Raw genomic sequence first — 12,049 nt, 5'->3', positions numbered from 1 at the left:
TGCAAAATAACATGACAGAATCATCTTATGTCTTTTGCTTACGTAAATGCTTTACCCAAACCAGAAATAGCAATAACATTGCTCTTCAAACTCGTTAAATTTGCTTTTATTCTCTTAATACACTCTCTCACAATTTACGTGAAGAACTGTTAAACAGTTCAAACCAACATTGCTAATGGATTTTCAATCATCTTCTTAAAAGTCCGCGCGATCTCTGCTGCTAAAGCACCATCGACAGCACGATGATCAGCAGAAATCGTAACTGACATAACTGTCGCAACGACTAATGCATCATTTTTAACAACGGCACGCTGCTCCCCTGCACCAATCGCAAAAATCGTCGCATGCGGTGGATTAAGAATAGCAGAAAAACTTTTTATACCATACATCCCCATATTTGATACAGCTGTTGTTCCACCCTGATATTCTTCCATTTTTAACTTGCCCTCGCGCGCACGCTTTGCAAAATCCTTCATCTCTTTGGAAATAAGTGATAACGGCTTTTCCTCTGCATGGCGAATAATCGGTGTAATTAATCCATTGGGAATAGAAACAGCAACCCCAACATCACAATGTTTATGATGAATCATCCCACCTTCAAGCCAAGAGACATTCGCATCAGGAACCGCTTTCAAAGAAAGTGCGACAGCTTTGATCACCATGTCATTAACAGAAAGCTTATAAGTAGGCTGAGTTTCTTCCTGCCTTTTAACCATTGGTGCAGCAGCATTCAGTTGTGTACGCAGTGCTAATAGCGCATCAAGTTCACAATCTACCGTTACATAGAAATGTGGGACTTTCTGTTTTGATTCCACCAAACGTGTCGCGATTGTTTTACGCATATTATTATGGGGAACGAAGCTATATTCATCCTCTTTGAAGAGTTTCAATATCTGTTTGTCTGAAGCACCTGTAGCTGTTAGCTCCCCTATCTGTGATGAATAAGACACTTTAGAAATATCGCTGCTCACAGCTTTTTCCACATCGCGCTTAATAATACGCCCATGCGGACCACTTCCAGAAATAAGGGATAAATCAAGACCTGCCTGAGATGCTAATCGCCGCGCTAAGGGAGAGGCAAAAAGACGAGCTTCTTTTTTATCTTGCTGTATTAATTGCCCAGTTGATGATTCATGAGACATTTTTATTCCCTTTGAGTCCGTCTGTTTCAGAGAATCTGTCTGTTTTATGCCCTCTGATTCTTGTCTTGTAGAAGAAGAGATTTCTTCTGTAACTTTTGCAGCTTCAGCTAAATCTTCACCTTCTTCTGCTAAAACAACAATTAAAGCATTTACTTTAACGCCTTGTGTTCCAGCAGGAACAACAATTTTAGCAACCCTACCTTCATCAACGGCTTCGACTTCCATTGTCGCTTTATCCGTCTCAATTTCAGCAATAACATCACCAGAGGAAACCTTATCTCCCTCCTTAATATTCCATTTTGTTAAATTTCCCTCTTCCATCGTAGGGGAAAGCGCTGGCATTGTAATTTTAATGGGCATTATGCTTTCCTCCGTTATGCTCTGTATGTCACAGCCTGAACTGCCTCAATAATTTCAGCAGTATTAGGCAAAGCCAACTTCTCAAGATTAGCGGCATAAGGCATCGGAACATCTTTGCCAGAAATCGTAGCAATTGGCGCATCAAGATAGTCAAAAGCCTGCTGCATAACACGCGTTGCTATTTCAGTTCCCACGGATGACTGAGGAAATCCCTCTTCAATTGTTACCAAACGACCTGTTTTTTTAACTGACGAAAGAATTGTTGGAAGATCCATAGGGCGAATGGTTCGTAAATCAATCAATTCAACATCAATACCAAGTTTTTCAATTTCTGGTAACGCTTGAACAGCATAATGCATCCCAATTCCACATGCAACAATCGTCACATCTTGTCCAGACTTATGAATACGCGCCTTACCAATAGGCAAAAGAAAGTCATCCAGTTGAGGAACATCAAATTGATGCCCATACAAAATCTCATTTTCAAGGAAAATAACAGGATTATCATCACGAATAGCAGCTTTCAGCAAACCTTTTGCATCTGCAGCACTATAAGGCATGACAACTTTCAGACCTGGTACATGACTATACCATGCAGCATAGCATTGAGAATGTTGAGCACCAACACGGGCAGCCGCACCATTGGGACCTCGGAAAACCATAGGAGCGGTCATTTGTCCACCAGACATATAACGTGTTTTGGCTGCTGAGTTAATAATTTGGTCCATCGCCTGCATCGCAAAATTAAAGGTCATAAACTCGACAATAGGACGTAACCCACCAAAAGCAGCCCCAACAGCCAGCCCAGCAAAGCCGTGCTCTGTAATTGGGGTATCAATAACTCGGCGTTCCCCGAACTCTTCCAACAAACCCTGACTAACCTTATAGGCACCTTGATATTGCGCGACTTCTTCCCCCATAAGAAAAACTGTTTCATCACGCCGCATTTCTTCAGCCAAAGCCTGATTAAGCGCTTCACGAACTGTCATTGTAACCATTTGTGTTCCCGCTGGAATATCAAAATTAAGAGATGTATCAAAAGTAGGAGCAGCCTGCGGAACTGACAAAGGTAGAGAAAGAGCAGATTCCTTAGGTTTTTGTGCTATATCAGTAGGTTGCGAAATATCCTCAGCACGCTCACCTTCTTCTAACAAAATTGCAATAACAGTGTTAACCCTTACGCCTTCTGAACCTTCAGGCACAAAAATTTTACCAAGAGTACCTTCATCAACGGCCTCTACTTCCATTGTAGCCTTATCCGTTTCAATTTCAGCAATAACATCGCCAGAGCTAACCTTATCACCTTCTTTCTTGAGCCATTTAGACAGTTTACCTTCTTCCATAGTTGGTGAAAGCGCCGGCATCAAAATATCAATAGACATACTTGCTTCCCTCGCATCAAACTAAAATATCAGTATAGAGCTCAGAAGCATCTGGCTCTTGATCACTTTGTGCAAAATCTACCGCATCAGCAACAATTGCACGGACCTCTTTCTCAATAGATTTTAAATCGTCTTCGCTCGCCCAATTTTTTTTAAGAATCCGACTTTTTACTTGATCAATCGGATCGTGCTCCTCTTTTATTTTTTGGACTTCTTCCTTTGAACGATATTTTGCTGGGTCAGACATGGAATGACCACGATAGCGATAGGTCTGCATATCAAGAATGATCGGTCCTTTACCTGAGCGTGCCCAAGAAATAGCTTCATCAGCAGCTCCTTTTACTGATCGAACATCCATACCGTCAACAACAATACCTGGAATTTCAAAAGAAAGACCACGTCGGGAAAAATCAGTTTCTGCAGATGCACGTGAAACTGACGTTCCCATAGCATACTGATTGTTTTCAATAATATAAACAACGGGAAGCTTCCAAAGTGAAGCCATATTAAAACTCTCGTAAACCTGCCCCTGATTTGCAGCACCATCACCAAAATAAACCAATGTCACATTATCTTTATCAAGGTACTGATTCGAAAATGCCAAACCTGAACCAATGGGAACCTGCGCACCAACAATACCATGTCCCCCATAAAAGTTCTTTTCTTTAGAGAACATATGCATCGAGCCACCTTTCCCTTTGGAAAAGCCACCTTGGCGCCCCGTTAATTCTGCCATAACCCCACGCGGACTCATCCCAACCGCTAACATATGACCATGATCACGGTAAGACGTAATAACCTGATCACCTTCTTTTGCCGCTTTCAATGTTCCTATAACAACGGCTTCCTGACCAATATAAAGGTGACAAAATCCCCCTATAAGCCCCATACCATAAAGTTGTCCTGCTTTTTCTTCAAAACGGCGAATTAAAAGCATTTCACGATAAGCATCAATTTCTTCTTCTTTTGTAAAATCTGCTATTGGTGCTTTCTTTGTGGTGCTTGATAATGCAGTGCGCGCCGCCGACGCAGAATTTTTTTTAAGTCGTTCTGCCATATTAAACTCCCTTTTATGATTATTTAGGAATAACCTTTACGAACAAAAGTTACAAGCCTTATCAATCGGCTTAAACAATATCATTGCTGATTGTTGTTTAAATTAAGCGATTTTTCATTTACCTTTGGTATCATTTCAAGGTATTAAGATTGTCAGTTCATTTGGCTTAGAGAAGTTCAAATTCTTTCGGACATACTCATCCAACATATCTTTTTCTATATGCCCATTGCGTAAAAGAGAAATACGCTTTTCCATGAATATCCGCTCAGCTTCTATTTTATGAAGCTCCTTTTCTAATTCGCTAATATGCTGATTAACTTCACTGCGTGAATACAATCCATACTCACCATGATAAATGTGATAACTGAAATAGCTTAAGACTCCCACCGTCATAAGAGGTAGTACAAAGCGTACTTTGATTGATCGACGTTTCTGCTTTGTCCACATAAAATAGCACAGTCTTTACAGCACAAATTTTTTAATATTTTGCCCAACTATGCATGATTTTGATTAATACCTCATTACCAAATCTACACCAAAATAATTTGTTATCATCAAAGTCCCCCCCTTAATACAATTAAAGTAAGCTGAATAACCCACTTTTTATATTATAAATATTGGATATCCTCTAAGTTGTGATTTTACACCCATCTTTGTCCTTAAAACTTCCTGTTAAAATGACTATAAAATCAATCAATACCCAAGGTGTAATTATCAAAAAAATTCCTATAAGCCCTACCGGCATAAGTATTACACTTATTATAAGTATTACACTTATTATATTTATAAGAAGCATTGCAATGCCCGTTCCAACTTTACCAACCATAAAACGATGAAGTCCTAGTCCACCTAGAAAAAAACAAACGACCGCTAACGTCACTTTTGATTGCTGTGACTGACCTTCAGTCAAGATAGGGAAAATAGATTTAATGGTATCCCCTTCACACACAAAATCAACGACGTCACCAACTTTCGGCGGCGTTTTTCCTGACCAATCCCAATTCGCAAACTGATAGCGCTTACCATCAGCCCCTGAAATGAAATAATCTCCTTGATCATGACCAATAATCTTACCTTTCATCTTCACCACCTATAAAATTGTTATTCATAAAGAAGCTTTTCTTCTAATATGATAATATGTTGAATAAACCTCACAGCATGAATACAGTCTGTATTCACCGTGATATATGACAATTTAAAAAGCTAAAAATTCCCCAACAACTTAAAATTCCCGCAATTACAAGTGGTAATACAAAGCACGCTGTTCGATTTGCACCTTTGCTTTTTTCATATGAAATAGTACAGTCTTTTTCAATAGTTTTATTTAAATATTCATAATTTTCTTTAATATTTCACATTTAAAGACATATATTAAAATAATTTACATTATTAAATTAATATATTGACAACATTAAAAGTAAAGAAAGTGCCTCACTCTTTACATTTTATATTATTCTAAAATTTCTACCAATTTATAATTTTATCCCCATTTTCATCCCTAAAATATCCGGATAAAATAACTATAAAATCAATGAATGACCAAGGACCAGTTACTAAAAGTATCCCTACCCCAAAAGTAAATGGTATACTTAGTAGGCTTATAAGAAGCATTACAATACCCGTTCCAACTTTACCTGCCATAAAGCGATGAATTCCCAACCATCCAAAAAACCAACAAACAAGTGCTATCGCCAATCTTGATTTTTCTGACTGAGTTTTACTCACGAGAGGGAGAACAGATTTAACAACATTATCTTCATATACAAAATCAACGGTATCACCCACTTTTGGTGTTTTTTTTCCTAACCAATCCCAACTCGTAAATTGATAACGCTTACCGTCAGCCCCTGAAACAAAATAATCTCCTTGATCCTGACCAATAATCTTACCTTTCATTCTTGCCCACCTATAAAGCTGCTCCTCATGTGTTATTCATAAAGAGATTATTTCTAATTCGATAATATGCGGATTAACCTCACGGTGTAAATACAATTCGTACTCACCATGATAAACATGAAATTAAAATAGTTCGTAACTCCCCAATAATCTAATATTTCCCCCTGCTATAAGCAGTAACAAAAAACATGCTTTAGTTGATTTATATCTTTGCTTTACCCATATAAAATAGCATTGTCTTTTTCAATACGTTTACTTAGCTGTACATGTTTTTTAATATCTCATATTAAATAAATGTAGTACAATAATTTCGCATGATGCAACTTAATATATTTATAAAAATAAAAAGCGAGCTAAATTACCTTTTTTTATTATAAGATTTTCACAAATCTGTAATCTGATTTCCATCTTTATCCGTAAATCTTCCACCAAGAATGACTATAAAATCAACAATTGCCCAAATGCCGGTAATTATCAATCCAAACAATGATAAAGATAGAACTAGCATTAAAGCACCAGTCCTAACTTTACCAACCATAAAGCGATGGACACCAAAGATACCTGCAACCCAACAAAGCAGTGCGAACATTATCTTTGTGTTCTCTGTACCTGATCTCAACAATGGAAAAACAGAACTGACAACCCCCCCTTCACAGACAAAATCAACAGCATTACCAATCCTTGGTGGATTCTTTCCCAACCAATCCCAAGTCGCAAACTGATAACGTTTACCATCATCACCAGCAACGAGATAAGTTCCTTGATCTTGACTAATAATTATACCTCTCATCTTAATCCCTATAAATTTAAACACTTAAAAATTATTGCGTATATGCCTTTGATAAGAAATCTCAATTTCATAATCTAAATGATCTTATACTTTCATATTTTGTGCTCAGAACTATACACTAAATCACCAGCATAACGCGCTTGGGCTCCTAGCATTTCTTCAATACGAATAAGTTGATTGTATTTGGCTAATCTATCCGAACGTGCAAGAGAACCTGTTTTAATTTGTCCACAATTCGTTGCAACCGCAAGATCTGCAATGAAAGAATCCTCTGTTTCGCCTGAACGATGAGATATAATGGCACGATAACCTGCTTTATGTGCTACTTCTACAGCATCAAGTGTTTCACTCAATGTACCAATTTGATTAACTTTTATGAGAATAGAATTGCCTACCCCCATTTTGATACCATCACGCAAACGTGCTGAATTCGTTACAAACAAATCATCGCCAACAAGCTGACATTTTTCTCCAATTGTGTCAGTGAGTAACTTCCAACCTTCCCAATCATCCTCTGCCATTCCATCTTCAATTGTAATAATAGGATAATTTTTCACAAGATGTGCTAAATAATCTACCTGCTCTTGGATGTCTCGGCATTTCCCCTCACCTTTATAAAAATACGAACCATTTTTATAAAATTCGGTTGAAGCACAGTCTAAACCAATGGCAATTTGTTCACCTGGTTTATAGCCACATATCATGATAGATTCCATAATAAAATCAATTGCTTGATCAGCACTTTTAAATTGAGGTGCAAAACCACCTTCATCACCAACATTGGTATTATAACCCGCATCTTTTAAACGCTTTTTCAATGCATGGAAAATCTCAGCGCCATAACGGATAGCTTCTTTTACAGTAGGAGCTCCTATAGGGATAATCATAAACTCTTGAAAATCAATCAAATTATCAGCATGAACGCCACCATTAATAATATTCATCATGGGGGTTGGAAGAATATGCGCTTGTGTACCACCAATATAACGATACAAAGGTAAATTTAATGAATCCGCAGCTGCTTTTGCAACAGCTAATGAAACACCAAGAAGTGCATTGGCACCAAGACGGGCTTTGTTTGGCGTTCCATCCAAAGCAATCATTGCTTGATCAATAGCAATTTGATTTGTTGCATCCCGCCCACCAAGTTCTTCAAGAATTTCGCCATTAACTGCAGCAACCGCTTTTTCAACACCTTTCCCTTGATAGCGCAAACCACCATCACGAAGCTCTATAGCCTCGTGTGCTCCTGTTGAAGCTCCCGAAGGAACCAGAGCGCGACCAAAAGCTCCATTCTCCAAATGAACATCAACTTCTACCGTTGGATTACCACGGCTATCAAGAACTTCACGCCCAATGATATCGACAATTATAGTCATATGTGTTTCCTTATCCAATAAAAGTCTCGATTCATTTATAATGCCCTATTAATGAAATATTTTTTCTCTTCTCAACTCAACTTTTTTGACAGATAATCAAATTCCATTAAAGTCTCAAGCAATCTTTGTAAATCATCAACTTTAACCATATTGGGTCCATCAGAAGGTGCATTATCTGGATCTTGATGTGTTTCTAAAAAAATACCAGCTACCCCAACAGAGACAGCTGCACGCGCTAAAATTTCAACAAATTGACGCTGCCCACCAGATGAAGCCCCCTGCCCCCCAGGTTCTTGAACAGAATGCGTTGCATCAAAAATAACAGGAGCACCAAATGAACGTAAAATAGGCAACGAACGCATATCAGAAATAAGTCGGTTGTAACCAAATGACGTGCCTCGCTCACAAAGCATAACATTCGGATTACCACTGTAAACAACCTTTTTTAAAACATTCTCCATGTCCCACGGCGCTAAAAACTGACCTTTTTTAATGTTAATAACACATTCTGTTTTGGCTGCTGCTACCAAAAGATCTGTTTGACGACATAAAAAAGCCGGTATTTGTAAAATATCCACTGTAGAAGAAACAATTGTACATTGCTCTTCTGTATGCACATCAGTTAATATGGGACAATTAAACTCTTTTTTTAAATCAGAAAAAATGGACATTGCTTTTTCAAGACCAATACCACGTGCCGCCCCCAAAGAGGTTCTGTTGGCTTTATCGTAACTTGATTTATAAACAAACCCGATACCAAGCTGATCGGTAATTGTTTTAATACGACCAGCCATTTCAAAAGCATGATCACGACTTTCCATCTGACACGGCCCTGCAATTAATGAAAGAGGCATTTCATTTGAAAAAATCATATTTCCAACTTTCACACGGGCATTTGGTTTAGTCATTTTATCCCTCAAAAGCAAAGTAACCCAATTTATGCATTAAACTAATCGACTTTGTTCTACAGCAGCTTCAATAAAAGAAGAAAAAAGCGGATGTGGATCAAAAGGGCGGGATTTTAATTCTGGATGATATTGAACACCAATAAACCATGGATGATCTACATATTCTATCGTTTCTGGTAAAATACCATCAGGAGACATCCCAGAAAAAATCAAACCACACTGTTCTAACTTATCCTTATAATCAATATTAACCTCATAACGATGACGATGTCGCTCGACAATCTTGGTCATCCCATAAATTTGAGCAATATGACTCTCTTCTTTTAATTCAGCAGCAAAAGCACCAAGGCGCATCGAACCGCCGAGATCACCATTTCTTGTACGTTTTTCAAGGACGTCTCCTTTAAGCCATTCTGTCATTAAACCTACAATTGGATTGTCTGTTTCGCAAAACTCACTCGATGAAGCATTCTCAATCTGTGCAATATTGCGCGCAGCTTCTATACAAGCTAATTGCATCCCAAAACAAATCCCTAAAAATGGAACTTTACGCTCTCGTGCAAATTGAATTGCTCGAATCTTCCCTTCTGCCCCACGTGCCCCAAAAGCACCTGGAACCAAAATTCCATGGGCTTTTTGTAAAGCTGAAACAGAATCTTCTTTTTCAAAAAGTTCCGAATCAATCCACTCAATATTAACTTTCACTCTATTCGCTAAACCACCATGCGCAATCGCTTCAATAAGAGATTTATAAGCATCCTTTAAGCCCGTATATTTTCCTACAATAGCAATCGTGACTTCTCCTTCAGGATTGTGAATACGATGCGTAATATCCTCCCAACGATCCATCTTGGGGGAAGGTGCCGAATCAATTCCAAAAGCGCAAAGAACTTCAGAGTCCAAACCTTCCTTATGGTATGCCATAGGAACATCATAAATCGTTGGCATATCTAATGCCTGAATGACTGCATTGGAGCGAACATTGCAAAAAAGTGATAATTTGCACCGTTCTGTTTCTGGAATAGATCTATCTGCACGTACAAGCAAAATATCAGGAGAAATACCAACTGCTTGCAATTCTTTGACAGAATGTTGTGTTGGTTTCGTTTTTAATTCACCTGCTGAAGGAATATAAGGCATTAATGTGAGATGGACATAAACGACATTTTGTCTCGGTAGCTCATTGCGAAGCTGACGAATCGCTTCTAGAAAAGGCATTGCTTCAATATCACCAACCGTTCCACCTATCTCACACAAAACAAAATCAAATTCTTCATTTCCCATCGTAATGAATCTCTTAATTTCATCCGTAACATGAGGAATAACTTGGACTGTTGCCCCCAAATAATCACCACGCCGCTCTCGTTCAATGATATTGCGATAAATACGCCCTGTTGTAATACTATCTTGGCTATTTGCAGAACGCCCAGTAAAACGCTCATAATGACCAAGATCAAGATCCGTTTCTGCACCATCATCGGTCACAAATACTTCACCATGTTGATAAGGTGACATCGTACCTGGATCAACATTTAAATAAGGATCAAGTTTGCGAAGACGTACGCGATAACCACGAGCCTGTAATAACGCTGCTAACGCCGCCGCTGCGATGCCTTTTCCAAGGGAAGAAACCACACCACCAGTAATAAAAACATAACGTGCCATGGGCTTATGGTGATAAGCAATTTATAATGATTTTTCCAGCAAAAAATGCAAAAAGAAACAATTTTTCTTCTAAAATAAAAAAGGTGAAAAAATCACCTTTTTAAAAAGTCTATATTTTCTTAAAAAACTATTTTGTACTGTTATCCGGAACTGTGTTTTCAAGAACCTGTGGAACTGGACTTTCTGCTTCAGGATTTGTGGACTGTTTCTGTTCCTGCGGAGAATTCGAAGTGCCTCCTAGCTGTTCAAGAACAGAAGGGGAAGACTCATTATTTGATGATGGAACTGAGCCTGAGCCTTTATTGGTAGAATTCTGTTCTGAATTAACCGGTATACGCTTTAAGATATCAGAACTAGAATTTGATATATTACCCACCACGGTAAGTCCAATAGACACAACAAAAAAACAACAGGCTAAAATAGCAGTCAAACGTGTTAAAGGGTTTCGAGATCCACGAGTTTTCATCAACCCTGAGCTATTACTCACACCTAGCCCACCACCTTCTGAAGGTTGAATTAATATAACACCAACCAAAGTAATCACAATCAAAAAATGAATAACTATAAGTACTGTTTGCATAAACCCTGCTCTTCAAATAACTCTTTAATAGCTATTTACACATAAATAACGCACAATCCAAGGGGAAACTCAAATTTCTCTGCTATAGTTTACGACAAACATCGCAAATAGTTAAAAAATCAATCGCTTTTAAGCTTGCTCCACCTATCAAAGCACCATTAACATGAGCAATGCTTAAAAGCTCAAATGCATTGGATGGCTTTACGGATCCACCATAAAGCAAACGAATCTTATTGCCTTCATCACCAAAACGAGAGCGCACCTTATCACGAATGAAATGATGTACTTTTGCAATATCTTCTGGAGTCGCTGTATTGCCGGTGCCTATCGCCCAAACTGGTTCATAAGCGATAATGGTATTCTCTTCTGTTGCATCATCTGGTAAAGATTCTTCAAGCTGCTGCGTGAGAATATCCAGTACTTTATTATTCTTACGCTCCTCCAATGTTTCACCAATACACACAAGAGCCACAAGACCTGCTCGCCACGCAGCTTGTACTTTGGCACAGACAATCGCATCATTTTCTTGGTACACTGTACGACGTTCTGAATGCCCAATAATAACATGACTTGCTCCCGCTTCTTTAAGCATAAAAGCTGAAACATCTCCAGTATAAGGACCATGATCATCAAAGTGACAATTTTGTCCTCCTAAAAGGAGATTTTCACCATTCAGCGTATTAGAAGCACGCGATAAAAGCGTTGCTGGAACACAAATAAGCGCCTCAAAAAGATGACCTAGATCAGAGCTAACGCCTGTAGCAATAGCACGCAACTCTCCAAGCGATTCACTCGTTCCATTCATTTTCCAATTTCCAGCAAGAAAAGGCCGAATATTTTGAGACATATTTTCACCTCAAGAGCTCTTACAATACATTGTTTATCTGTAG

12 protein-coding genes are annotated in these 12,049 nt (G+C 38.5%); all 12 read right to left on the bottom strand.

The genetic code is table 11. The annotated features are described in order from the left end of the window. Nucleotides 1-158: 158 nt before the first annotated feature. The 12 genes from ACFILL_RS02255 to tpiA all read right to left on the bottom strand — a co-directional run bounded on the left by ACFILL_RS02255 (nt 159) and on the right by tpiA (nt 12,006). Nucleotides 159-1,502 carry a pyruvate dehydrogenase complex dihydrolipoamide acetyltransferase gene (locus ACFILL_RS02255; RefSeq protein WP_273791146.1) on the bottom strand — a complete coding sequence of 448 codons (1,344 nt, stop codon included), beginning with the start codon at nt 1,500-1,502 and terminating at the stop codon, nt 159-161. A gap of 14 nt (nt 1,503-1,516) precedes the next feature. Next, nucleotides 1,517-2,884 (bottom strand): pyruvate dehydrogenase complex E1 component subunit beta, encoded by a 1,368-nt coding sequence (locus ACFILL_RS02250; protein WP_375631357.1) that lies wholly within the window; start codon nt 2,882-2,884, stop codon nt 1,517-1,519. A 16-nt stretch (nt 2,885-2,900) separates the two neighbouring features. Further along, nucleotides 2,901-3,941: a pyruvate dehydrogenase (acetyl-transferring) E1 component subunit alpha gene (gene pdhA / locus ACFILL_RS02245; RefSeq protein WP_375643075.1), complete on the bottom strand. Its 1,041-nt coding sequence runs from the start codon at nt 3,939-3,941 to the stop codon at nt 2,901-2,903. Between the two features lie 135 nt (nt 3,942-4,076). Next, on the bottom strand, nt 4,077-4,388 hold the full coding sequence (locus tag ACFILL_RS02240) for a septum formation initiator family protein (RefSeq protein ID WP_012754998.1): 312 nt from the start codon (nt 4,386-4,388) through the stop codon (nt 4,077-4,079). Nucleotides 4,389-4,569: 181 nt separating this feature from the next. After that, a complete protein-coding gene (locus ACFILL_RS02235) occupies nt 4,570-5,022 on the bottom strand; it encodes a TM2 domain-containing protein (RefSeq protein WP_375643076.1) in 453 nt (150 codons plus the stop codon). A 383-nt stretch (nt 5,023-5,405) separates the two neighbouring features. Next, complete coding sequence (locus tag ACFILL_RS02230; RefSeq protein ID WP_375643078.1) at nt 5,406-5,837, bottom strand: TM2 domain-containing protein; 432 nt, start codon at nt 5,835-5,837, stop codon at nt 5,406-5,408. A gap of 382 nt (nt 5,838-6,219) precedes the next feature. Further along, nucleotides 6,220-6,627 (bottom strand): TM2 domain-containing protein, encoded by a 408-nt coding sequence (locus ACFILL_RS02225; protein WP_375631359.1) that lies wholly within the window; start codon nt 6,625-6,627, stop codon nt 6,220-6,222. Nucleotides 6,628-6,719: 92 nt separating this feature from the next. After that, entirely contained in the window at nt 6,720-8,006 is a 1,287-nt protein-coding gene (gene eno / locus ACFILL_RS02220; RefSeq protein ID WP_375643079.1) for a phosphopyruvate hydratase, read from the bottom strand. Between the two features lie 71 nt (nt 8,007-8,077). Beyond that, a complete protein-coding gene (kdsA, locus tag ACFILL_RS02215) occupies nt 8,078-8,914 on the bottom strand; it encodes a 3-deoxy-8-phosphooctulonate synthase (protein ID WP_273791141.1) in 837 nt (278 codons plus the stop codon). A gap of 36 nt (nt 8,915-8,950) precedes the next feature. Further along, the gene (locus ACFILL_RS02210) at nt 8,951-10,579 is read right to left on the bottom strand and encodes a CTP synthase (protein WP_273791140.1); all 1,629 of its coding nucleotides are present in this window, start codon (nt 10,577-10,579) and stop codon (nt 8,951-8,953) included. A 127-nt stretch (nt 10,580-10,706) separates the two neighbouring features. Continuing rightward, complete coding sequence (secG, locus tag ACFILL_RS02205; protein WP_375643080.1) at nt 10,707-11,159, bottom strand: preprotein translocase subunit SecG; 453 nt, start codon at nt 11,157-11,159, stop codon at nt 10,707-10,709. Between the two features lie 82 nt (nt 11,160-11,241). Beyond that, complete coding sequence (gene tpiA / locus ACFILL_RS02200) at nt 11,242-12,006, bottom strand: triose-phosphate isomerase (protein ID WP_273791138.1); 765 nt, start codon at nt 12,004-12,006, stop codon at nt 11,242-11,244. Between the last annotated feature and the right edge of the window lie 43 nt (nt 12,007-12,049).

The organism is Bartonella sp. AP20NXHL (assembly GCF_042196165.1).
Taxonomy (GTDB): domain Bacteria; phylum Pseudomonadota; class Alphaproteobacteria; order Rhizobiales; family Rhizobiaceae; genus Bartonella.
This window is presented reverse-complemented; position numbering and strand designations above follow the sequence as displayed.

Bases quoted from the DNA above. Each gene is read 5' to 3' on its own strand.
- kdsA (WP_273791141.1), bottom strand. From the start codon at position 8,914: ATGACTAAACCAAATGCCCGTGTGAAAGTTGGAAATATGATTTTTTCA.
- ACFILL_RS02250 (WP_375631357.1), bottom strand. From the start codon at position 2,884: ATGTCTATTGATATTTTGATGCCGGCGCTTTCACCAACTATGGAAGAA.
- secG (WP_375643080.1), bottom strand. From the start codon at position 11,159: ATGCAAACAGTACTTATAGTTATTCATTTTTTGATTGTGATTACTTTG.
- pdhA (WP_375643075.1), bottom strand. From the start codon at position 3,941: ATGGCAGAACGACTTAAAAAAAATTCTGCGTCGGCGGCGCGCACTGCA.
- ACFILL_RS02255 (WP_273791146.1), bottom strand. From the start codon at position 1,502: ATGCCCATTAAAATTACAATGCCAGCGCTTTCCCCTACGATGGAAGAG.
- ACFILL_RS02230 (WP_375643078.1), bottom strand. From the start codon at position 5,837: ATGAAAGGTAAGATTATTGGTCAGGATCAAGGAGATTATTTTGTTTCA.
- eno (WP_375643079.1), bottom strand. From the start codon at position 8,006: ATGACTATAATTGTCGATATCATTGGGCGTGAAGTTCTTGATAGCCGT.
- ACFILL_RS02235 (WP_375643076.1), bottom strand. From the start codon at position 5,022: ATGAAAGGTAAGATTATTGGTCATGATCAAGGAGATTATTTCATTTCA.
- ACFILL_RS02225 (WP_375631359.1), bottom strand. From the start codon at position 6,627: ATGAGAGGTATAATTATTAGTCAAGATCAAGGAACTTATCTCGTTGCT.
- ACFILL_RS02240 (WP_012754998.1), bottom strand. From the start codon at position 4,388: ATGTGGACAAAGCAGAAACGTCGATCAATCAAAGTACGCTTTGTACTA.
- ACFILL_RS02210 (WP_273791140.1), bottom strand. From the start codon at position 10,579: ATGGCACGTTATGTTTTTATTACTGGTGGTGTGGTTTCTTCCCTTGGA.
- tpiA (WP_273791138.1), bottom strand. From the start codon at position 12,006: ATGTCTCAAAATATTCGGCCTTTTCTTGCTGGAAATTGGAAAATGAAT.